The sequence below is a fragment of the Streptomyces syringium genome, from assembly GCF_017876625.1.
Classification (GTDB): Bacteria; Actinomycetota; Actinomycetes; order Streptomycetales; family Streptomycetaceae; genus Streptomyces; species Streptomyces syringius.
Window position 1 is genome coordinate 4600128 of record NZ_JAGIOH010000001.1, and the last position, 21197, is coordinate 4621324.

Genomic DNA, 21197 nt, shown 5'->3' on the forward strand with positions numbered 1-21197 from the left:
CGCTCCCTCTTCCCTGTTCAAAAGCCGGGTGCCACCTGTCGGCCCCCGGCGCCCTCCAGCCTGCCGTACGGCCCGGGCGAAAGCGGAGCCAGGCGCTCCACCCTGCGGGAGGGGACACCCCCGCCGATCGGCGGGGGTCGCCCGGGACCCACGGGGGATTCCGTTCCGGTTACCCCGACCGGCAGAGTGTGTCCATGCTGCACCATGCCGGGGCTCACCCCCGGACGCCCGATCGCGCGTGGCGCGCCCGCGCCCTCGTCGCGACCGGCGTCTGCGTCGCCCTGGCGGCCACGTGCGGCTGTACCCGGTCTCAGGCCGCCGCGTCCCCCACAAGCGGCGGCCTGTCCGTGTCCTACGAGGCTCCCCGGCGCGGCGGCGCCGACGAGCGGTCGTTCCTGAAGGACCGGCGGCTGCCGGAGCGGGTCGCCGAGCACTTGAACGACACCCTGCGGCTGCCCAGGACCATCGATGTCGTCGGCCGGACCTGCGACGAGAAGGACGACGTCCCCGCCTACGACCAGGAGACCCGGCGCATCGAGCTCTGCTACGACTTCGTCGGCGAGGTCCGGTCGATGTTCGAGGACGCCAGGAGCCCGGACCCGGACGAGCACACCGCGGGCGTGATCACCGAGACGCTCTACCACGAGGCCGCGCACGCCCTGAAGGACACGCTGCGCCTCGCGACCACCGGCCGCGAGGAGGACGTCGCCGACCAGTTCGCGGCGTACAGCCTGATCCCGCAGGGCGCCAAGGGCCGGGCCGCGGTGCTGGCCGCCGCCGACAACTACGCCCAGTACGCGCGCGAGACCGACCCCCAGGAGATCGACTTCTCCGCCGAGCACCCCCCGGAGGCCACCCGCTCGGCCAACTACCGCTGCTACCTCTACGGCGCCGCGCCCAAGAAGAGCGCGAAACTCGTCGACGGCACGCTGCTCACCAAGGAGCGCGCCGAGCTGTGCGCCGACGAGTACCAGGATCTGCGGCGCGGCTGGGGCAGCCTCCTCGCGCCGTACAAGACCGACCGCTGACCGGCCTCTGGAGGGGAGGGCCGGTCAGCGGCGCGGGATCGAAGGCCCGGCGCCGGAATCAGGGCCGCCACAGCGGCGGCGCGGCGGGGGCGGGGCCCAGCGTCGTCGTCCCCGGCGCCGCGCGGTGTCCGAGGCCGGTGCGGTACGCGTCCAGGGCGGCGTCCGTACGGCCGGTGCGCCGCAGCAGGTCGCCCAGCAGCCGGCACAGATCGGCGAGATCGCCCGCGGCGCCCGTGCGCTCCAGCAGGGACAGCGCGGCGCAGTAGTGCTCCTCGGCGGCCTCGGTGTCGGAGCGCTCCTCGGCGATCAGCCCCAGCAGCCGGTGCGCGCCGCCCGCGTGGACCGCGCCGCGCTCGGCGCCCAGCGCCGAGGGCGCCAGCAGCGGGCGCAGCAGTTCTTCCGCCTCGGCCGCCTTGCCGCGCCGCCGCAGCACGTCCGCCAGCTCCACCTCGACCTGCACGGTGAACAGCGGGGCCTTCTTGGAGGCCAGCATGTCGCGGGCGATGCGCAGCTCGCTCTCGGCCTTCCGCAGATCGCCGTCCTGCGCGTAGACGTAGCCGCGCATCCAGTGGCAGTGCGCCAGCTCGGTGCGGATGTGGAGCTGTTGGTACAGCTCCTGGGCCTTGGCGAGCGAGGCGTCGGCCTCGGCGATCCTGCCCTCGGCGATGAGGGTGCGGGCGACCCCGCGGTGCATGCTCGCGATGAGCGCCGGGTTGTCCACCTTCGGAGCGAGCGCGAGCGCCAGCTCGGCGGCGTGTGCCGCCCGCGCGTGCGCCCCCATGTCCATATAGGGGGCGATGACGGCGGTGTAGAGGAGCAGCAGCGCGTCGGGGTCGTGCAGTCCGGCGGCGTTCAGCTCGTCGACGGTCGACTCCAGCAGATAGCAGGCGTAGCGCAGCTCGCCCGCGAGCAGATGGGCGGTGGCGCGGCCGCGGACGGCGGGGACGCGGCGCGGCAGCGGCTCGTCGGCCAGCAGCCGCTCGACCTCGGCGAAGTGGTCCCGGGCGGCGACGAGATCGCCGGTCTCCAGGGCGCAGTCGCCGAGCCCCTGCACGGCGGTGGCCTCCTCGGACACCAGGGAGTGCCCGGCGGCCTCCTCGCGCAGGGCGCGGTAGCGCACGGCCGCGTCCTCGGCCTCGCCGGTGGCCAGGACGCGCCGGGCGTCGGTCAGCCGCAGCCGCAGCTCGGTGGCCAGGTGCGGGGGACGGCCGGTGGCCAGCTCCTCCAGGGTGATGCCGAGACGCCCGGCGAGATGCCGCAGGGCGGTCTCGGAGGGGCGTACCTTCCCGGCCTCCAGGGTCGAGACGTACGCGGCGGTGTAGGCGGGCTCGGCCAGCTGCTTCTGGGTCAGACCACGTTCGGTGCGCATCCGGAGCACGCGTCGGCCGATGTCGGCGGGTTCGTCGGCCCGTATGCCGTGGGTGCTGTTCTCGGCCACTTGTGCCCCTCGGTAAGTTACGCCGTGACTTAAGTCGTGAGTTAAATCTGTTTGAGTTGACGTGAGGACGGATGATGCCGGAAGCCCTGGGGAAGGCGGCTGCTGCCGCGCGGACGGTCCGACCGGCGGATTCGATAGATACCACGGGTACGGGGGTGATCCGTCAGCCCGGTCTCGTCATGACGGACCACTTCTTCGACGTCCCCCTCGACCACCGCATACCCGACGGCGAACACATACGCGTCTACGCCCGCGAGGTCGTCGCCACGCGCCGCGCGCACGACGAACTGCCGTGGCTGGTCTATCTCCAGGGCGGACCCGGCTGCTCCGCCGGGCGGCCCGTGGGCCGGGAGGGCTGGCTCGACCGGGCGCTGGAGGACTACCGCGTCCTCCTCCTCGACCAGCGCGGCACCGGCCGCTCCACGCCCGCCACCCGGCAGACCCTCCCGCTCCGCGGCACCCCGGCCGAACAGGCCGACTATCTGGCGCACTTCCGCGCCGACTCCATAGTCCGCGACTGCGAGCTGATCCGCGCCCGGCTGACCGGCGGCCGGCCGTGGACCGTGCTCGGGCAGAGCTTCGGCGGCTTCTGCGCGGTCACCTACCTCTCGTACGCGCCCGAGGGGCTCGCCGAGGTCCTCATCACCGGCGGTCTGCCGTCCCTGGACGCCGACGCGGACACCGTCTACCGCGCGGCCTACCCGCGCATGGAACGCAAGACGCTGGCGCACTACGCCCGTTACCCCGGCGACGAGGCCGCCGCCCGCCGCATCGCGCGCCACCTCGCCGACCACGAGGAGGTGCTGCCCGACGGCACCCTCCTGACGGTCCAAGCCTTCCAGCAACTCGGCATCCTCCTCGGCACCGGCGACGGCTCCCACCGACTGCACTACCTCCTCGAGGACGCCTTCGTGGACACCGTCGCGGGCCCGCGGCTGTCCGACGCCTTCGCCGAACAGGTCGCGGCGGTCCTCTCCCACGCCGACTGCCCTCTTTACGCCATCCTCCATGAGGCCATCTATGCCCAGGACGAGCGCGCGACGCACTGGTCAGCCGATCGGGTGAGGGGCGAATACCCGCAGTTCGAACGGGGGATCGAGCCAGGAGCGCGCTTCCTCTTCACCGGGGAGAGTGTTCACCCCTGGATGCTGCGGACGCACCCGGCCCTGCGCCCCCTGCGCCACACCGCCGAACTGCTCGCCGAACGCCGGGGCTGGACCCCTCTCTACGACCCCGAGCGCCTCGCCCGCAACACCGTTCCCGTGGCGGCCGCGATCTACCACGACGACCTCTACGTCGACACCGCGCACTCGCTGCGCACCGCGCGGGCGATCGCGGGGCTGCGGACGTGGGTCACGGACGAGTACGAACACGACGGCGTCCGGGCGGGTGGACGCGCGGTGCTGGACCGGCTGTTGAGGCTGGTGCGGGACGAGGTGTGACGCGGTCCGGGGCGGGTGTGGCGGCCCGAAAGTGATTCGTCGCGCGGTCGGTTTCACGGTTCGTCACATAGTTCGTCACACTGGTAACTTCAGCCTCATCCATTGCTTTGGGTCCCTCTGAGCCCCTACGTTGAGCCGCACCTCAATGCGACTTAACCCGCCATTTAAGTGGCGGGCTCAGGGAGGAACCCCCCATGCGCAGACGAATATCCCTCGCGGCCGGTGCGGCCCTCACGGCCGCGCTGGCCGCCACGGCGACGACGGTGACCGCGACGGCCACGACGACGTCCACCAAGACGTCCGCGAAGGCGGCGGCACCCGAGCCGAAGGGCGAACGTACCCAGCACGTCGAGTACTTCACCGGCCCCGGCGGCCACCCCCGCCACACCAAGATCCCCGCCTCCAAGACCCCGCCGCAGACGCTCCGGCCCTCGGCCGCGGGTGACGGTGCGGTCACCAAGGTCATCGGCAACGGAACGGTACGTTCCAAGGTCGACGTCGTCTTCATCGGCGATGGCTACACCGCCTCCCAGCAGGGCGACTTCCACGCAGACGTACGCGCCAAGTGGGCGAAGATGTCGGCCGTCGAGCCCTACGCCTCGTACAAGAAGCTCTTCAACGTCTGGGCCGTCGACGCCGTCTCGCGGCAGTCCGGCGTCTCCGGCGACCCGGGCGAGGGCGTCGTCAAGGACACCGCGCTGAAGTCCCGCTTCTTCTGCGACGGCATCGAGCGGCTGCTGTGCGTCGACACCGGCCTCGTCGAGTCGTACGCCGCGAAGGCGCCCGCCGCGGACCTGGTCGTGGTGCTGTCCAACTCCACCAAGTACGGCGGCGCGGGCTACAACGACATCGTCTCCAAGGTCGGTTACGACGGCATCGCCACCGCCTCGTCCGACAACGACGACTCCGACCAGGTCGCCGTGCACGAGACGGGTCACTCCTTCGGCAAGCTCGCCGACGAGTACCAGTACGAGGAGTACGGCACGTACACCGGCGCCGAGCCGGGCAGCGTCAACACCAGCAAGCTGACTGCCGCGCAGCTCTCCGCGCAGAAGAAGAAGTGGTACCGCTGGATCGGCAAGACCTCGCCGGACGGCGGCAAGGTCGGCGCGTTCGAGGGCGCCGGCTACTACCCCAAGGGCCTCTACCGTCCCACCGACGACTCGATCATGCGCTCGCTCGGGCGGGAGTTCAACCTCCCGGGCCGCGAGGCGATGATCGCGGGCTTCTACCGCCACGCGAAGGTGCTGACCAGCACGACGAGCACGTCCGGCAAGGTCGGCAGCAGTGACAAGGTCACGGTCCGGCTGCCCGCCGCGACCACGACCGTGCGCTGGTACGTGGACGGCCGCGAGGTCCAGGCGGGCCGGGGCCGCACGAGCGTGACGCCGCGCTCCCTGGGCGTGAAGCCGGACGGCAAGACCCACACCCTGACGGCCAAGGCCGTCGACCGCACCGACGCGGTGGTGGACCCGGAGCTGCGCAAGCGGCTGTCGGGCTCACTGACGTGGAAGGTGACGGGTTAAGGGCCGATCCGGGGCCTCAATCGCCGGACGGTGTCAAGGCTGAAGGCTGAACTGAAGCTCAGCCCAATCAAGCCCGTCCGGCGGTTGAGGACGCGCCCGCAGGGCGCTCGCCGCCGCAGGCGGCAAGACGGGCCGGTAGCCGAAGATCCGCCGGCCAGGCGAGAGGCGCTCGCCGCCGCAGGCGGCAAAGACGGGCCGCAGTCGAAGATCGGCAGGTCAGACCCTAACCCGCATCCAGGACGGCGCAGCCGCCATACGCAAGGGCGAGCCGCTCAAAGCCGCAGGCAAGCGCCGTGGAGATCACCTCATGCGTCCGCTCCGCCGGCTCGCCCGCGGCCAGCGAAGCGTGCAGGGCCTCGAAGGCCTGCTCCCGGACGGCGTTCGCGAAGGACGCGAACAGCTCCAGCTCGGCCCGGACGTCCGGGCGTTCCGCCTTCCGCCCGGCGCGTTCGACGAGGAGTTCCAGCAGGCGCCGCCGCCGCGCGCGGGAGACGGGCAGATAGCTGCGGCGGAGTGCCGGGCTGCCCAGGAGGATGCGGGCGAAGACGCGGGCCTGGCCGAGTGAGTCGTTCTCCTCGGTCAGCACCATCCCGTAGCAGTCGACGTAGAACCGGTGCAGCCGGTCGAGGAGTTCGGTGCTGTCGGCGGCCGGCAGGACGGCCTCCGGCAGCGCCGCGTCGAACTCGCTGCCGCGCCCGAAGAAGATGTCCTCCTTCGAGGCGAAGTGCGTGAAGACGGTGGCGGGGGCCACGTCGGCCGCCGCCGCGATGCGGGTGAGGGTGACGGCCTCGAACCCCTCCTCGGCGAACAGCCGGAAGGCGGCCTCGGAGATCGCGCGCCGGGTGCGCTCCCGCTTGCGGCCGCGCAGCCCGGCCGGGGGCGCGGTGCACGGCGTGGCGTCGGTGGCGGTGTGGGGGTGGGCCGTCGTCATGCGTTCAGGATAACCGCCCCCTCAACAGAATTAGAGGTGCTACATTTTTAGAGCACCTCTACTTTCGGGTGCCGCCATCCGTTGTGAGGACGCCCCGCCATGCGCACAGCCGCCGCCCAGCCACCACCGCATCCGATACCCGCGCCCGCTGCCGCCGACGACGCCCCGCCCCCGTCGTCCCGCACGCCGCGGTCCGCCGCCGCGGTCCTCGTCATCGCCTGCGCGGCCCAGTTCATGGTCGTTCTCGACGTGTCGATCGTGAACGTGGCTTTGCCGGCCATGCGCGCCGAGCTCCACCTCAGCGCCGCCGGCCAGCAGTGGATCGTCAACGCCTACGCACTCGCCTTCGCCGGGCTGCTGCTGCTCGGCGGCCGGGCCGCCGACCTCGTGGGCACGAAGCGGGCGTTTCTGACCGGCCTCGCCGCCTTCACCGTGGCCTCCCTCGCGGGCGGCCTCGCCGAGGGCGGTGCCCTGCTGATCGCCGCCCGCGCGGTCCAGGGCCTGGGCGGCGCGATCCTCGCCCCCGCCACCCTCACGCTGATCATGACGACGTTCACCGAACCCGCCGCCCGTACCCGGGCGATGGGCGCCTGGAGCGCCGTCATGGCGGCCGGCGGCGCGGCGGGCGCCGTCGTCGGCGGAGTGCTGACCGAGTACGCGGGCTGGCGCTGGGTGCTGTTCGTCAACGTCCCCATCGGCGTCGCCCTGCTGGCCGCCGCCCTCGTCTACGTCCCCCGGGTGACGGCCCGGGAGGGCGGGCTGCGCCGCCTCGACCTGCCCGGTGCCGTGACCGTGACCGGGGGCCTGACCGCCCTCGTCTACGGGATCATCTCCTCCGAGACCCACGGCTGGGGCGAGGCCGCGGTCTGGGCTCCGCTCGCCTCCGCGGCCGTACTGCTCGCCGCCTTCCTCGTGATCGAGGCCAAGGTGGCCCACCCGCTCGTACCGCTCGGCATCCTGCGCCGCCGCACCCTGGCCGTCGCCAACCTGGTGGTGCTGGGCATGGGCGCGGCCACGTTCTCGATGTGGTTCGTGCTCTCCCTCTACTTCCAGCAGATCCTCGGTCAAAGTGCCGTGAAGGCCGGCCTGTGCTTCCTGCCGGGCTCGATCGCGATCATCGTGGGCGCGCAGGTCGCCACCCGGGTCATCACCCGCACCGGACCGCGGCCGCTGCTGGTCACCGGCATGGCGCTGAGCACCGTCGGCTTCGTCTGGCTCTCCCGGCTGAGCGCGGACGGGAGCTTCGCGAGCGACGTGGTCGTGCCGTTCACCCTGGCGACCTTCGGCGCGGGCCTGGCGATGATGCCCGCCACCGTCGCCGCCACGAGCGGCACCGACCGGTCCCAGGCCGGCCTCGCCTCCGGCCTCGTCAACACCTCGCGGCAGGTGGGCGGCGCGATCGGCCTGGCCCTGCTGGCCACCGTCGCCTCCCACACCACGGCCGCCCGGCTGGCCGCCCACGACGACATGCGGGTGGCGCTGACCGACGGCTACGGCAGGGCGCTGCTGATCGCCGCCGTGTTCACCGCGTGCGCGGCGCTCGGGGCGCTGGCCCTGCCGGGCAGGAACCGCACGGAACGATCCTGAGCTCGTCCTGTCCTCAAGGAAGGAACGTCATGGCACTGGAGTTGAACCACATCATCGTCCACGTCAAGGACCGGCACGAGAGTGCCGAGTTCCTCGCCGGACTGCTGGGTGCCGACGCACCCGTCGACTGGGCGCACTTCACGCAGCTCACGTCGTCCAACGGCGTCGGCGTCGACTTCGCGGACCACATGGTGGCCCCGGAGGACATCAACCTCAGCCACCTCGCGTACCTGGTCACCGAGGAGGAGTTCGACGCCATCTTCGGCCGGGTCGAGAAGGGCGGGGTGCGCTTCTGGGCCGACCCGGCGATGAAGGCCGAGGGGCAGATCAACCTCGCCTACGGCGGTCGCTCGATCTACCTCCTGGACCCGGGCGGCACCTGCGCGATCGAGTTCATGACGAAGCCGTACGCCGAGGTGCCGGAGTCGCGGCCGACGCCGGCGTGACGCTCACGCGCTGAGCTCCCGCTCCAAGGGCGTGCGGAAACGGGGCGTGACCCGCACCCCGCCCAGCCAGGCGGCCAGCCGGGCGGCCTCCGCGTCGATCGCGGCGGCCGTCTCGCGGCCCACGTCCGCGAGCGGACGCCAGCGAACCTCCCCGTCCGCCCGCTGCGCCCAGCCGCCCACGACGCGCCCGTCGCTCCAGACGGTCGGGCCGACGTTGCCCGCCCGGTCGAACAGGGCGGGTACGTGATCGGGCGAGAGGTACCAGCCGCGGCCGCGCCACCCCATGGAGGTCGGGTCCAGCCCGGGGAGGAGCGCGACCCAGGGCTCGGCGGCGGGTTCGTCGTCGAGATCGTCCGGCAGGGCGACCCCGGCCCCGTGGGACAACTCGACGCCCGTCACCCCCACATCGGCCAGCGCCCTGCGCGTATCGCCGAGCGTCCAGCCGGTCCACCACTTCAGATCCGCTTCCGTGGCCGGCCCGTACGCGGCGAGCCAGCGCCGTGCCACCTCGGCCTTGGCCTCCCGGACGTCGATCTCCGGCAGCTGCGGCACGCGCGCGTACGGGTAGAGGCTGCTGGTCCACGAGCCGCGCGGCCGGGCGCGCCGCACATGCCCGTCCGAGGCCAGCAGCCGCAGCAGCCGGCTGCCGACGCTCTGCCGCCCCTCGTAGGGCTTGCCGGGCGACACCACGATCGTCTCTTGGAGTGCGGGCACGTCCTTGGCCAGCTCGGCCGTCGTGGCCTCGCCCCGCGCGTCGAGCGCCTCCAGCACCTCGGCCTCGGTCCGCGCGAGCCGCTCCTCGTCCCAGCCCCCGTCGGTGCCGTCCCGCAGGAACTTCACGAACGTGGCCCGCTCCTTCACGGCGATGGCCCGCGCAGTGGAGGAGCTGACATAGGGGGCGAATTCCCGGCTCACGGCGAAGAGGGTGCGCCGCATGGACAGCAGCTTGATCAACGTCACGTCCTCGTACAGCCCCCGCTCCACCTCCGCCGTCGACGGCTCGGCGAGCCGCGCGCACGCCGACAGGTACACGGTCGCGGCGTCGGTGGCGTGCAGGGCGACGAGCGCGTCCGCCACGTCCTCGACGGTCGTCGCCCGATGGCCGGGGGCGAGCAGATGCCGCCGCCCGAGGCGGGTGCGGCGCTGCTCGTCGCTGATACGGAGGCTCTTCATGGGGGAGAGGGTAGGGGCGGTGTAGGTCGAATCCTGTCCTCGATGAGGCGATATTCGGGTGCGGGGGGATCACTTTGCTGAGAGGTTGCGCGCCATGGACACCCCTGCCGCTGCCGTTGCCGTTGAGATTCTGATCCGCCGCGCCACCCCCGCCGACGCGGCCGGCACAGCCGAAACGTGGCTCCGCTCGTACGACGCGGCCCTGCCGTCCGTGCGCCGCGCGCACACGGACGACGAGGTCCGCGACTACTTCCGCTATGTGGTGATCCCGGAGCGCGAGACCTGGGTCGCGGAGGCGGGCGGGGAGATCGTCGGAATGATGGTCCTGCACGAGGAGTGGCTTGACCAGCTCTACCTCGCCCCCGGCTGGCGGGGCCGGGGCCTGGGCGACCGCCTGATGACCCTGGCGAAGGAGCGCTCCCCGTCCGGCCTGGACCTGTGGACCTTCCAGATCAACACCCCGGCCCACCGTTTCTACGAGCGCCACGGCTTCACCGAGGCGGAGCGCACGGACGGCACGACGAACGAGGAGCGCGAGCCGGACGTCCGCTACGTCTGGCGGCCGTAGCCCGTCCGGGCGGGGCCGGCGGGCATACGCGAGAGGCCCCTTCCGGTGTCGGAAGGGGCCTCTCGGTCTGTGCACTCGGCAGGATTCGAACCTGCAACCTCTTGATCCGTAGTCAAGTGCTCTATCCGTTGAGCTACGAGTGCGGGGCGTTGCGGGAGCAACCTTACAGGATTTTTTCCGGGTATTCGCACACCCGCGAACGCGGCCCGCATCCGGCAGGGGGGCGTCGGCCTCAGGTCGCGTCGAGCAGCTCCCACACCCGCAGCCCCGCCGTCCGGGCAGCCCCCGCGTGGCCGATGTCGTGCCGGAAGACCGTCCCGCCACCCTGCCGGGCGTGATGGGCACGGGTGATCGTGCGGCAGGCGTCGAAGACGAACATGGGGCGCTGGAAGAACGCGACGAGGCTGCGGACCGGTGCTCGCACGGCGGGTCGCACGGTGTCGGCGGGCAGGGCGGAATCGGCGGCGGTGAAGAGACGCTCACGGGCGCTCGTCGCGAGTTCGATCATTTCGACGAACGACCACTGGTCGGCCACCTCGCACTGGCTGCGGGAGAGGGTGGTCTCCCACTCCTGCGGGGTGATGAGCTCCGCCCCGAGATCGAAGGGCTGTCGGATGCGGGACTGTTCCCGGAACTCGTCCGACGGCAGGCGCTCGGCCCCGGTGAACTCCGCGAGGAGGGCCGGCGGCAGCACGCCGGGCTGAGCGGCCAGGCTCTCGGGCTCGGCGACGCTGAGCACGCGCATGACGAGACGGACCCGGGCGGCGACGCGGCCCCCGGCCGCATAGTCCATGCTCAGCACGAGCCACTCCCCGGAACCGCCGGTGGTCACGCGCACCTGGACGTCGAGCCAGGAAGCGTCCGCGAAGCGCAGGTCGGGCGCTGCGTAGTCGATGCGGGCGATGCGGACGACGACCGCGGTCCGGTGCTCGTGCAGGAGATGCGGGAACGGCGTCAGATGCTCGGCGAGCCAGCGGGCGAACCCGTTGGCGGCCAGGTCGAGCAGGGCGCGTGGCCGTAGTTGCAGCGGGCTGAACTGGGTGGTGTACAGGGGCTCGCGGAAGGTGGTCTCACGGGCGGCGTCAAGAATCACGTCAGCCACCCGCGATGGCGGTCAGGAACTCCACCTCGTCGGAGTCCTCCAGCGGCATGCCGAGATCCGGGGCGGCCACCCGTTCGCCGTTGAGGAAGAGCTGGTGGGTCCGGCGGATTTGCCCGTTCGCATCGCGCAGGACGTGCCGTAATTGCGGGTGACGGCTCTCGAGTTGCTCCAGGGCCGCGCCGAGGGTGTCGGCCTCTACCTGGACGGTGCGCTCGTAGTTCACCAGACGCAGCATGATGCCGCTGAATCGGAGGATCACGCGAGGTTCTTGCCTTTCTGTGCCGCACACATGCCGAGGTTGATCTCAAGGAGGTCCTGGGTGCCCGCACCCGCGAGCAGCCCGAAGGCCTCCCGGAGGAACATGCCGTAGTGGGGGTCGCCGTAGTAGGCGTGCCCGCCCAGGACGCGGAACGCTTCGTTCAGGACGGCCAGCGCCTGTTCGGTGACGTGGTGCTTGGCGGCGGAGACCACCGGATCGAAGAAGGGGTCGCCGTCTCCCGCGTCGAGCCGGGTCAGTGCCCGGTGGACGATCGAGCGGGAGGCCTCGACGGAGACGTACATCCGGCCGACGGCAGCCTGCACATTGGGCAGGTCCATGAGCCGCTGTCCGTAACGAACGCTGTCCTGGAGCCGTGTCACCGTGCTCTCCAGCAGTCTCCGCATCTGGCCGGTCGTGAACGACGCGATGACGGCGCGACGGGAGTTCAGGTACTGCTGCGCATGGCTCAGCCCGTCGGCCGACGTCATGACGCGGTCGGCCGGCACGCGCACGTCCTTGAACGTGACGGACGCCGCGCCCGCCGTCCGGAAGCCGGCACTGCGCGCCGGGACGACCTCCACACCGTCGTCGTGCGCCGGCACCAGACATGCCACCAAGTCGCCGTGCCGGTCGGAGGCGTAGGTGAGGAAGACGTCCGCGAGCAGCCCGCCGGTGATGAACTCCTTCCTGCCGGACAGCCGGAAATCACTTCCGGTCGCGGTGAGTTCCGTACGCATGGAGAGCAGATCGGTGCCCTCGGAGAAGGCGAGCGCGGGCAGGCACGCCCCACGGCTGATCGGTAGCGCGTAGGTGTGCACGAGGTGCGCGTTCCCTGTCGCACACAGCAGGCTCGCGATGCCGGTGTGAATGCTGACCACGACCGGGAACGCCGGGTCGGCGCACAGATACCCGATCTCTTCCAGCGCCCGCCCCCAGGTCACGGCATCGGCGTCCGCACCGGCCACGGCGGCGGGCAGCGGGAAGGCCTGCAGCCCCAAGGCGCCGGCGTCGGCGAACCACTTCTTGGGCACGGGAACGCCCTCGGCGTACCGCTCGACCGCCCCGCCCCCGATCTCCGCCAGCAGCCCACCCCACCGCGACCGGACCAGCCCGGCGACGTCGCCCTCACTCACCCGCATGGCGGACCCCTCCCCGTGCACACCCGGCGTACACACCCGGCTGTGGGCGTGAACCAATGGCCTACGGCTTTCAGTGTGTATTCACGTCACCCGTGTGCACAGGGCGAACGACCGGGCGCCTGGGGTGCTGGTGTGGAGCCAGTTCACTGCGTGCGCCGAGAGCGCGTTCGGGGGGCGCGTGGTGACGCGCGCGCTTCGGGGCTGGAGGGAGCACCCTCCTTACTGCGAGGCGCGCAGAAGTCGGCTGTCGAAACCGGAACGCACGAGGCGCTCGTAGGCGACGTGGACGTCATCCGGGACGTCCTGCTCGATCGCGAAGCCGTGCTTCGGGTACTCGACGATCCGTTGCAGGTCGCCGACGAGCATGTCCACAACGAGCTTCTCGTCCCCGATGGACTTCATGTAGTCGTCGAATTCGAGAGGCTCGGAGGCGCAGACAACATCGACCTCCGGCCAGACCATTCGGCACGTGGCGTACGAACGGCGCTCCATGTAGGGCTTTGAGATCAGGAGCAAGGAACTGACCTTGACGTCAGCCTTGGCCAATACCTTGCGTGAGAACGTGATGTTCTGGCCGGTGTTGCGCGCGCTCGGTTCGAGAAGGATCGCCTCGTCAGGCACGCCCAAGTCGAGTGCATGCGAGCGGAAATGGACTGCCTCACCTTGGGGAAAGCGGGCTGCGGTGGTCGCACTGTTTCCGCCGCTGAAGACGATCAGGGGGAAGAGTCCGGCGTGATACAGCTCGGCTCCGGTTGCGGCCACTCCGAGATCATGACTGCCGAGACCGATCGCCACCGAGCACGGGCGAACCTCGTGTCCCATTTGGTGGTAGTCCCAGATCAGTTTGGCGTCGTCCCACTGCCCAGTGGTGATCGTGAGCCGCTCGTGATTCTGCACTGGCACTCCCTGATTTCATCCTCGTCGGCCTCCACGCGTCGACCGAGTGGCCGGTGGACCGCCGTACGTTCGCCGGATCCGTTCAATGCTGCGCAGCTGGTGGTTCAGGCCGTAGTGGTCAGCTGTCCGCGCAGCCTGTTTGAGGACGGACATCCCGTCGTCCTGGGTCCCCCGGTCCGACAGAAGGATGTGTCCGTGGGCGGTGTCCAGCCGCACTCGTTGCATAGGGGTGTCGGCCGTACTGCTTTGGCGAGCGATATCGATGCAGTGGAGGGCGCGGGTGATGTCGCCTGTACCCAGGTGTGCGAGAGCGAGCTTCTGGTGGGCCACCGACCAGTCTTCAGGCTCTCCGAGATCCTCGAACTCTTGGGCTGCGATCGTGATGACACGCGTGGCGTAGTGGCTGTTGCCCTCCTTGCTGAGCGCTGTGCCGACCCACAGTCGAGCGCGTGCCCTGTCCCGGAGACTCAGGCGTGGGTCTGCAGCCAGCCCTTCGTACTGCCGTGCGGAATTCCCGAGCTGCCCGGACATCTCAGTGATGACTGCGAGGGATAAGTCGACCTGTGCCACCCGCCGAGAGAAACCGAGTTCGTTGAATAGTCGGCGAGCCTTGTTGTACGAGTGATGTGCAGACAGCGGGCCGACCACAGTCCCTCGGTCGCGTTGCAGGTCGCCAAAGAGCGCGAGCGAGCGAGCGTACAGATACCGGCTTCTGTCGTCGATCCCGGTCGGATCGTGACGGCTGAGCCACCGGTTCAGGAGGTCCTGGGCGAAGGTGAAGTTCTGATGACTGAGGCAGACAAGGGCACGGTCGATGTCCTCTGCCCACGTTTCGTGGTCCGGCGTACGTGCTTCTGTACGCCGGTCGGGTCGGGAAAGGAGAGCCTCGAAGCGTTCTTGCGCCTGTGGGGTGGCACGGGCGAGCGCGGTGTCAAGGATGGCCTGGGTGTCGGGACGCGGGTGCGTGGCCGAACCCAGCTTCTCCCACTTCGCCACAGTGCGGAGCGCGATACCCAACTGTTCGGCGAATCCACGCATGCTCATCCGGAGTGCGGTGCGCAGAGCGCTCGCTTCTCTGCCGGTCCAATGATGAACGCTGGCCACAGTCGGTACTCCCTCCGTCACCTATCGAAGCACGCTCGGTGCCGACGATGGGCCGGGAAGTGCAACATAGGTGCAACAGCCGGTCATTTCGCGGCCGAGCAGGCGCAGCGACGGTTGGTGTATGCGACTCCTCCCGGATCGAAGCGCGGTCAGCAGCACCCATGTCCGCAGACAATCGACGCCCGTCCGTCAAGCACTGCGTGGTGCCCCATTCATCAGCGGCGTTCCCGGTCTACACCTGCTTGCCGTAGGCGAGGGGTGGGATGTGGTGCGCGTACCGAATGCGGTCGGGTTTCCGGCGCTGGACCGGCTACGGGTGACCGAAGACAGGATCGGCCCCGTCCTGCATGACCGACGAGGCCAGCAGCTGTATTACGCCGTTCCAACCGCCACTGAGGATATGTGGCACGGCCTGCCCGTACGAGTGCTGGGCAGGGGCTCGTGGCTCGTCGCGCCGAGCCCTTGCCGATCCCACGAGTGGTTCGGCCGTTGGTGCGAACTGCCCGCTGACGACACTTTGACCTGCCCTGACGCTCTGCGCTGCGCCCTCGAGAGCGCTGCGGCCAGGGCTCTTGGGGCCTCCGCTCATCGACTTCCGGAGGTTGCGCCATGACTACGCCCACCCCATCAGCGACCCCCGCCTACGACCCCGCCCGCATCGAGGCAGTCGTCCGACGCGCCCAGGACCCCACTCAGGCCCCCACCCCCGCCACCCGCCTCGCCTTGCGCGCCGCCGTCGCCGCCCTGCTGCCCTGCGCCACCCGTCACCGCGACAGCCTCGCCCCCGGTGATGCCGCCCGGCGGTACGTGAACGCAACCATCGCGCGGGCACGCGCGTGGCAATCGCTGGTCAGCGTGCCCGTAGGGCCGCTCGCGAGCCTCGTGAACGAGCTGCTGCGGTACTCGCGACAGGTCCCCGCGAAGCTTTACCCAACGGTCAGTCAACCCGGCGCTCCGCGCCGCTAGCGTCACTGTCCATGGAAACGATCAACGTACGAAACGTGGCCGCAGGCCTTCCCCGAGCCTGGAGTTCACGCATCCTCGGCCAGGCCGGCGGGGCCTGCGTGAAGGTGCTGCGGATGGACGACGGCGGGCTGGAGGAGGAGGCACACGACACAGCCGAGGCGCTGTTCGTGCTCGACGGGTGCCTCGAACTCGCCGTGGAAGGCGTGCCCGTGGCCGTCCGGGCAGGTGAGCTGTATGTCGTACCGCCCAATACCTCGCATGCCGTGCGACGGGGGAGTCACGGGGTGCTGGTGGTGATCGAACGAGGCCGGGCCGGTTGAATTCGGGCTGTTGGATGGGGGACGCCGCCGGTATCGGGCCGGAGGCGTGGGGCAAGATGGGGCCATGGGGACCTTCGCTGCACCCGAAGGGTTGATCGCCGGTCGCTACCGGCTCGGGCCGAGGATCGGGCGTGGCGGCATGGGCACCGTTTGGCGTGCCAATGACGAGCTGCTGGCCCGTGAAGTCGCGGTCAAGGAACTGCACGTCGACGACGAGCTGAGCGCCACCGAGGCGCAGGCACACCGCGACCGGACGCTGCGCGAGGCCCGTACGGTCGCGCAGATCAAGCACCCGAACGTGATCGTGCTGCACGACATCGTCGAGCAGGACGGGCGCCCCTGGATCGTCATGGAGCTGGTGGACGGCCGGGCGCTGTCCGACCGGCTGTCGGCCGAGGGGCCGGTTCCGGCGCGGGAGGCGGCCCGGATCGGGGTCGCGATGCTCGGGGCGCTGCGCGCCGCCCACGCGCGCGGGGTGCTGCACCGGGACATCAAGCCCGCGAACGTCCTCCTGGAGGCCGGCACGGGTCGTGTCGTGCTGACGGACTTCGGCATCGCCCAGGTGTCGGGGGCGACGACGATCACCGAGACCGGGGCGTTCGTCGGCTCGCCCGAGTACACCGCGCCGGAGCGGATGTCGGGCGGCCACGCCGGGCCGGAATCCGATCTGTGGTCCCTGGGGGTGCTGTTGTGCACCGCGCTCAGTGGTGCGTCCCCCTTTCACCGTGACTCCCTCGGCGGGATCCTGCACGCCGTCGTCTACGACGAGATCCGGCCGCCCGCCGACGCGGGCCCGCTGCTGCCGGTCGTACGCGGCCTGCTGGAGCGGGACCCGGCACGCCGGATGAGCGCGGACGAGGCGGAGCGGCTGCTGCGCGGCTACCTCGACACCGGGCGGCTCGCGCCGTCCGCCCGCTACACCCCGACGCAGCGCAGCGTGCCCGTCCCCCCGCCCGCCCCGGTCCCGGACGAGACGCCGCAGCGTACGAGCGGTGATCCGTCGCCCACCTGCCCGCCCCCGCCCCGAAGCGCCCGGGGCGGGCGCGTGCGTACCGTCATGGTGGCGACCGTCGCCCTCATCGCCCTGGCCGGCATGGGTGCCGGTCTCGCCGTCGTCCTGATGGACCGGGAGTCGACGCCGGCGGACGCGAAGCCGGGACGCGCGTCGGTGCCCTCGAACCAGGCCGTGGCCTCCGCGCCGCCCAGTACGCCGCGCGTCAAGGCACCCGCCGGGTATCAGGTCGTCCGGGACCCGGCCGGCTTCGCGCTCGCCGTGCCCGACGGCTACACCCGCTCCTTCGAACCGCCGCGCGTCTTCTACTACTCGCCCGGCAAGGAGTTCCGGATCGGCATCCTCATCCAGGACGCCCGCCCCGGCGGTCCGATCGGCGCGATGCGCGACTCCGCCGCCCAGGCCCCGGACCGCTACCCCGGCTACTGCGACGGCCGCGTCGAGAAGACGACCCACAAGGGGTACCCGGCCGCGTCGTGGGAGTTCACCTGGAACGGCTTCGAGCAGGACGCGGGACCCCGCCACACCTTCGACCTCGGCTGGGACGAGGCCGGGAAGATGTACGACGTGTGGGTGTCGGGCCCGGCCGCCAAGTCGGTCGAGGGGCGTCGGCACTTCGACACCGCCCTGGACACCTTTGTGCGGACCCGGCCCGTTTCGTCGCCCTGACCTGGGGCGCCCCGGGCCCGGCCGTGGTGGCCGAGGTGCGCCCACGGGCCCCCGGTTGGTAATGATTGGTACATGACGAACCACGGGGGACGGGCCGACGAGCCCACCAGCTACGGGCTCCAGCCGCCGGGTGCTCCGGCCGCGTTCGGCGCGCCGACCAATCCTTATTCCGGCCAATTCGCGGCACCGAACGGCATGAACGGGGTGAACGGGGCGAACAGCACGTATCAGCCGACGGCCCATCACACCCCGCCCCCGCCTCCGCAGCCCGCGTCCCCCCAGGGCACGGACGGGACGGGCGTCGTCCGCAGGATCGGCGGCCGCTACCGGCTCGTCTCCCGCCTCGGCCACGGCGGCATGGGCACCGTGTGGAAGGCGCGTGACGAGGTCGTCGACCGCGACGTCGCCGTGAAGGAGCCGCGCGTCCCCGACCACCTGCCGGAGAGCATGCGGCAGACCGTCTACCAGCGCATGCAGCGCGAGGCCCGCGCCGCTGCCCGTATCGACCACCCCTCGGTCGTCACCGTCCACGACGTGGTCATCGAGGACGGCCGCCCGTGGATCGTCATGGAACTGGTGCGCGGGCGCTCCCTCGCTGACCGGCTCGCCGAGGGCACCCTGGACCCGCGCGAGACCGCCCGGATCGGACTCTCGGTCCTGGGCGCGCTGTCCGCCGCCCACGCGGCGGGCGTCCTGCACCGCGATGTGAAGCCGGACAACGTGCTGATCGGCCCCGACGAGCGCGTGGTCCTCACCGACTTCGGCATCGCGCAGATCGAGGGTGAGCAGGGCCTGACCGAGACGGGCGCCTTCGTCGGCTCGCCCGAATTCGTCGCCCCGGAGCGCGTGTTGGGCCAGGTGCCCGGACCCGAGTCGGACCTGTGGTCGCTGGGCGTCGTGCTCTACGCGGCCGTGGAGGGCGTGTCCCCCTTCCGGCGCACCAACACCCCCGCCACCCTCCAGAGCATCCTGTCCGCCGAGCCGCAGACCCCCTCACGCGGTTCGGGCGCGCTGGGAACGCTCGTCATGCAGCTGCTCCGCAAGGACCCGGCGGCCCGCCCGACGAGCGCCGAGGCCCGGCAGACGCTGGAGTCCGTGGCCCGTCCGACGGCCCCGCAGCCGACGGCGTTCGCCCCGCCCGCGGCGTCCGGCACCGGCAGCCGCTGGGTGCCGCCCGTGCTCCAGGGCAACCGCAAGGCACAGTGGGGGCTCGGCGGCGGCGTGCTCGCCCTGGGTGTCGCGGTGGCGCTCCTCATCGTGAACCCGTTCGCGGTCGGACCGGCGATCCCCCTGCACTGGAAGGTGCGCGAGGAGCCGGAGATCGTCCGGGCGTCCCTGGCGGTGCCCGAGGACTACATCAAGACAACGGACGCCGACAAGGGATGGGTCGGCTTCAGCGACCCCAGCGGCGTATTCATCATCTATCTGACCCGGGCGTCGGAGGAACCCAAGCCGGGATCCTCCGAGAAGAAGCCCGACATCGGCTCGGCCGACGCCGAAGCCGACAAGCTCAAGGCCTACTACGAGGGCGGTACGGCCTCGGGGATCAACGACCCCGTGGCGAAGAAGAACAAGGCGGCCTACCAGGGCATGGACTCGGCGGAGGTCCAGACCGTCTACCGCAGGTCCGGGAGCGACGAGGCGGATCCCAAGCGGCTCATCCGGACCCAGATCATCGTCAACAAGGACAGGAACGTCTCCTGGCAGCTCGAAGTGCGGATGCCGGAGAAGGGCGAGTCCCGCAAGGACGGCGACAAGCTCTTCGAGAACGTCCGCCAGTATTTGAAGCTCCAGGAGAAGTAACGCCCCGGGCGGGTGAAAACAGGTTACTTGTGGGTACCCAAAGTGTCGGCCCACGCCTACGCTCGCCCTCATGACGGACTCGCGGCGCGGCGTAGCAGAGATAGCAGGCACAGCGGAGACGGGAGAGGCGACGACGGAGTCAGTGGCGTCAACGGTGTCAACTGGGCGCGACGGTAACCCCGTTGCCCCGGCGGGGGCCCGTACCGCCGCCGACGTCGTCACCCCCGCGCTCGTCGCCCGGCTCACCGCCGGTGTCGTCGGCAGCGGTACGACCGCCAACCACACGCCGTTCACCGGGCAGAAGCTGGCCGATCTGCCCGAGTCGAGCCCGCAGGACGTCGCCGCCGCCTTCGACCGGGCCCGCGAGGCGCAGCGCCGCTGGGCCGCCGTGCCCGTCCGGCAGCGCGCGGCGGTGCTGCTGCGCTTCCACGACCTGGTGCTCGCGCGGCAGGCCGAGGTCCTGGACCTCATCCAGCTGGAGACCGGCAAGGCCCGGCTGCACGCGCACGAGGAGGTGCAGGCCGTCGCCATCGCGGCCCGCCACTACGGGCGCAAGGCACCGGCGTATCTGCGGCCCAAGGGGCACACGGGTGTCATCCCGACGCTCACCAAGGTGACCGAGCTGCGCCGGCCGCGTGGCGTCGTCGGTCAGATCGCCCCCTGGAACTACCCCCTGGAACTGTCCGTCGGTGACGCCCTCCCCGCCTTCGTCGCGGGCAACGCCGTCGTGATGAAGCCCGACACCGAGACGGCGCTGACCGCCTTGTGGGCCCGTGAGCTGCTGATCGAGGCGGGCCTGCCCGCGGACGTGTGGCAGGTCGTGCTCGGTGAGGGCCCGGTCGTCGGCCCGGCCGTCGTCGCCCACGCCGACTACGTCTCCTTCACCGGCTCGACCCGCACCGGCCGTGAGGTCGCGCAGGGCGCCGCCGCCCGCCTGGTCGGCTGCTCGCTGGAGCTCGGCGGCAAGAACGCCATGCTGGTCCTGCGCGACGCCGACGTGGAGAAGGCCGCCGCGGGCGCGATCCGCGGCTGCTTCTCCTCCGCCGGCCAGCTGTGCATCTCCATCGAGCGGCTGTACGTCCACGAGTCGGTCGCCGACGACTTCGTCCGGCGGTTCGTCGCCCGTACGAAGGCGATGCGGCTGGGCACGGGCCTCGCCTACGGCGCCGACATGGGCTCGCTCGTCTCCGGCCGGCAGTTGGAGACCGTGACCCGGCACGTCGAGGAAGCCGTCGCCAAGGGCGCCACCGTCCTCGCGGGCGGCCGCCCCCGGCCCGACATCGGGCCGCTGTTCCACGAGCCGACCGTCCTCGAAGGCGTCCAGGCGCCCATGGCGGTGTGCGCGGAGGAGACCTTCGGCCCGGTCGTCTCCGTCTACCGCTTCCGTGACGAGGACGAGGCCGTCGCCCTGGCCAATGACACCCCCTACGGGCTCAACGCCAGCGTCTGGAGCCGGGACGGGCGGCGGGGCCGCGCGGTCGCGGCCCGGCTGCGCGCGGGCACCGTCAACGTCAACGAGGCCTACGCGGCCGCCTACGGCAGCGCGCGGGCACCCATGGGCGGCATGGGCGACTCGGGGCTGGGGCGCCGCCACGGCTCCGAGGGCATCCTCAAATACACCGAGGCCCAGACCGTCGCCCAGCAGCGGATCCTGCCGCTCGCCCCGGCGTTCGGGCTGGACGACGAGCAGTACGCGACGCTCATGTCCCACGGGCTGCGCGCGATGAAGGCCCTGCGCCTGCGCTGAACGCCGAACCCCGCAAACGCTCTACGGGTCCGCCTCCACG

At 71.2% G+C, this 21197-nt stretch carries 19 protein-coding genes and 1 tRNA gene; 11 read left to right on the forward strand and 9 right to left on the reverse strand.

Annotated elements, in window-relative coordinates; all coding sequences use genetic code 11:
- Window positions 1-194 precede the first annotated feature (194 nt).
- Complete coding sequence (locus JO379_RS20565; protein WP_209516271.1) at window positions 195-1028, forward strand: DUF4344 domain-containing metallopeptidase; 834 nt, start codon at window positions 195-197, stop codon at window positions 1026-1028.
- Between the two features lie 58 nt (window positions 1029-1086).
- Here the strand turns inward: JO379_RS20565 and JO379_RS20570 are convergent, their stop codons facing one another.
- Window positions 1087-2397 carry a helix-turn-helix domain-containing protein gene (locus JO379_RS20570; protein WP_242626278.1) on the reverse strand — a complete coding sequence of 437 codons (1311 nt, stop codon included), beginning with the start codon at window positions 2395-2397 and terminating at the stop codon, window positions 1087-1089.
- 248 nt (window positions 2398-2645) lie between these two features.
- On the opposite strand from JO379_RS20570, the gene JO379_RS20575 reads away from it, so the two are divergent.
- Window positions 2646-3908, forward strand: a complete 1263-nt coding sequence (locus JO379_RS20575) for an alpha/beta fold hydrolase (RefSeq protein WP_245381504.1) — start codon at window positions 2646-2648, stop codon at window positions 3906-3908.
- Window positions 3909-4102: 194 nt separating this feature from the next.
- Window positions 4103-5434 (forward strand): M64 family metallopeptidase, encoded by a 1332-nt coding sequence (locus tag JO379_RS20580; RefSeq protein WP_130879435.1) that lies wholly within the window; start codon window positions 4103-4105, stop codon window positions 5432-5434.
- A 223-nt stretch (window positions 5435-5657) separates the two neighbouring features.
- Here JO379_RS20580 and JO379_RS20585 read toward each other — a convergent pair whose 3' ends face one another.
- Entirely contained in the window at window positions 5658-6365 is a 708-nt protein-coding gene (locus JO379_RS20585; RefSeq protein ID WP_209516276.1) for a TetR/AcrR family transcriptional regulator, read from the reverse strand.
- Window positions 6366-6464: 99 nt separating this feature from the next.
- On the opposite strand from JO379_RS20585, the gene JO379_RS20590 reads away from it, so the two are divergent.
- Entirely contained in the window at window positions 6465-7952 is a 1488-nt protein-coding gene (locus tag JO379_RS20590; protein ID WP_209516279.1) for an MFS transporter, read from the forward strand.
- Window positions 7953-7981: 29 nt separating this feature from the next.
- Complete coding sequence (locus tag JO379_RS20595; RefSeq protein WP_209516281.1) at window positions 7982-8398, forward strand: VOC family protein; 417 nt, start codon at window positions 7982-7984, stop codon at window positions 8396-8398.
- 3 nt (window positions 8399-8401) lie between these two features.
- On the opposite strand, the gene JO379_RS20600 is transcribed toward JO379_RS20595, so the two are convergent.
- On the reverse strand, window positions 8402-9571 hold the full coding sequence (locus JO379_RS20600; protein WP_209516283.1) for a winged helix DNA-binding domain-containing protein: 1170 nt from the start codon (window positions 9569-9571) through the stop codon (window positions 8402-8404).
- Between the two features lie 94 nt (window positions 9572-9665).
- Between JO379_RS20600 and JO379_RS20605 the strand changes: the two genes are divergently transcribed.
- Entirely contained in the window at window positions 9666-10139 is a 474-nt protein-coding gene (locus JO379_RS20605; RefSeq protein WP_209516286.1) for a GNAT family N-acetyltransferase, read from the forward strand.
- 70 nt (window positions 10140-10209) lie between these two features.
- On the opposite strand, the gene JO379_RS20610 is transcribed toward JO379_RS20605, so the two are convergent.
- From JO379_RS20610 to JO379_RS20635, 6 genes are all read right to left on the reverse strand, one after another.
- Window positions 10210-10282 (reverse strand) — tRNA-Arg (locus tag JO379_RS20610).
- Between the two features lie 89 nt (window positions 10283-10371).
- Window positions 10372-11232 carry a hypothetical protein gene (locus tag JO379_RS20615; RefSeq protein ID WP_209516290.1) on the reverse strand — a complete coding sequence of 287 codons (861 nt, stop codon included), beginning with the start codon at window positions 11230-11232 and terminating at the stop codon, window positions 10372-10374.
- Between the two features lies 1 nt (window position 11233).
- Entirely contained in the window at window positions 11234-11500 is a 267-nt protein-coding gene (locus JO379_RS20620) for a MoaD/ThiS family protein (protein WP_242626208.1), read from the reverse strand.
- Window positions 11497-12639 carry an acyl-CoA dehydrogenase family protein gene (locus JO379_RS20625; protein WP_209516293.1) on the reverse strand — a complete coding sequence of 381 codons (1143 nt, stop codon included), beginning with the start codon at window positions 12637-12639 and terminating at the stop codon, window positions 11497-11499. Before JO379_RS20625 ends, JO379_RS20620 begins: the two co-directional genes overlap by 4 nt.
- A gap of 219 nt (window positions 12640-12858) precedes the next feature.
- Complete coding sequence (locus tag JO379_RS20630; protein ID WP_242626209.1) at window positions 12859-13536, reverse strand: YdcF family protein; 678 nt, start codon at window positions 13534-13536, stop codon at window positions 12859-12861.
- Window positions 13537-13551: 15 nt separating this feature from the next.
- On the reverse strand, window positions 13552-14640 hold the full coding sequence (locus tag JO379_RS20635; RefSeq protein WP_209516296.1) for a helix-turn-helix domain-containing protein: 1089 nt from the start codon (window positions 14638-14640) through the stop codon (window positions 13552-13554).
- A gap of 609 nt (window positions 14641-15249) precedes the next feature.
- Between JO379_RS20635 and JO379_RS20640 the strand changes: the two genes are divergently transcribed.
- The 5 genes from JO379_RS20640 to JO379_RS20660 all read left to right on the forward strand — a co-directional run bounded on the left by JO379_RS20640 (window position 15250) and on the right by JO379_RS20660 (window position 21157).
- Window positions 15250-15606 carry a hypothetical protein gene (locus tag JO379_RS20640; protein ID WP_209516298.1) on the forward strand — a complete coding sequence of 119 codons (357 nt, stop codon included), beginning with the start codon at window positions 15250-15252 and terminating at the stop codon, window positions 15604-15606.
- A gap of 11 nt (window positions 15607-15617) precedes the next feature.
- Window positions 15618-15926, forward strand: a complete 309-nt coding sequence (locus JO379_RS20645) for a cupin domain-containing protein (protein ID WP_209516301.1) — start codon at window positions 15618-15620, stop codon at window positions 15924-15926.
- Between the two features lie 64 nt (window positions 15927-15990).
- The gene (locus JO379_RS20650) at window positions 15991-17607 is read left to right on the forward strand and encodes a serine/threonine-protein kinase (RefSeq protein WP_209516304.1); all 1617 of its coding nucleotides are present in this window, start codon (window positions 15991-15993) and stop codon (window positions 17605-17607) included.
- Window positions 17608-17679: 72 nt separating this feature from the next.
- Entirely contained in the window at window positions 17680-19410 is a 1731-nt protein-coding gene (locus JO379_RS20655; RefSeq protein ID WP_209516306.1) for a serine/threonine-protein kinase, read from the forward strand.
- A 70-nt stretch (window positions 19411-19480) separates the two neighbouring features.
- The gene (locus JO379_RS20660; RefSeq protein WP_130879446.1) at window positions 19481-21157 is read left to right on the forward strand and encodes a succinic semialdehyde dehydrogenase; all 1677 of its coding nucleotides are present in this window, start codon (window positions 19481-19483) and stop codon (window positions 21155-21157) included.
- The last annotated feature ends 40 nt before the right edge of the window (window positions 21158-21197 follow it).

What these genes read in the sequence shown, in the direction of transcription:
- JO379_RS20565 (WP_209516271.1), top strand. Translation starts at nt 195, where the DNA reads ATGCTGCACCATGCCGGGGCTCACCCCCGGACGCCCGATCGCGCGTGG.
- JO379_RS20570 (WP_242626278.1), bottom strand. Translation starts at nt 2,397, where the DNA reads ATGCGCACCGAACGTGGTCTGACCCAGAAGCAGCTGGCCGAGCCCGCC.
- JO379_RS20575 (WP_245381504.1), top strand. Translation starts at nt 2,646, where the DNA reads ATGACGGACCACTTCTTCGACGTCCCCCTCGACCACCGCATACCCGAC.
- JO379_RS20580 (WP_130879435.1), top strand. Translation starts at nt 4,103, where the DNA reads ATGCGCAGACGAATATCCCTCGCGGCCGGTGCGGCCCTCACGGCCGCG.
- JO379_RS20585 (WP_209516276.1), bottom strand. Translation starts at nt 6,365, where the DNA reads ATGACGACGGCCCACCCCCACACCGCCACCGACGCCACGCCGTGCACC.
- JO379_RS20590 (WP_209516279.1), top strand. Translation starts at nt 6,465, where the DNA reads ATGCGCACAGCCGCCGCCCAGCCACCACCGCATCCGATACCCGCGCCC.
- JO379_RS20595 (WP_209516281.1), top strand. Translation starts at nt 7,982, where the DNA reads ATGGCACTGGAGTTGAACCACATCATCGTCCACGTCAAGGACCGGCAC.
- JO379_RS20600 (WP_209516283.1), bottom strand. Translation starts at nt 9,571, where the DNA reads ATGAAGAGCCTCCGTATCAGCGACGAGCAGCGCCGCACCCGCCTCGGG.
- JO379_RS20605 (WP_209516286.1), top strand. Translation starts at nt 9,666, where the DNA reads ATGGACACCCCTGCCGCTGCCGTTGCCGTTGAGATTCTGATCCGCCGC.
- JO379_RS20625 (WP_209516293.1), bottom strand. Translation starts at nt 12,639, where the DNA reads ATGCGGGTGAGTGAGGGCGACGTCGCCGGGCTGGTCCGGTCGCGGTGG.
- JO379_RS20640 (WP_209516298.1), top strand. Translation starts at nt 15,250, where the DNA reads ATGACTACGCCCACCCCATCAGCGACCCCCGCCTACGACCCCGCCCGC.
- JO379_RS20645 (WP_209516301.1), top strand. Translation starts at nt 15,618, where the DNA reads ATGGAAACGATCAACGTACGAAACGTGGCCGCAGGCCTTCCCCGAGCC.
- JO379_RS20650 (WP_209516304.1), top strand. Translation starts at nt 15,991, where the DNA reads ATGGGGACCTTCGCTGCACCCGAAGGGTTGATCGCCGGTCGCTACCGG.
- JO379_RS20655 (WP_209516306.1), top strand. Translation starts at nt 17,680, where the DNA reads ATGACGAACCACGGGGGACGGGCCGACGAGCCCACCAGCTACGGGCTC.
- JO379_RS20660 (WP_130879446.1), top strand. Translation starts at nt 19,481, where the DNA reads ATGACGGACTCGCGGCGCGGCGTAGCAGAGATAGCAGGCACAGCGGAG.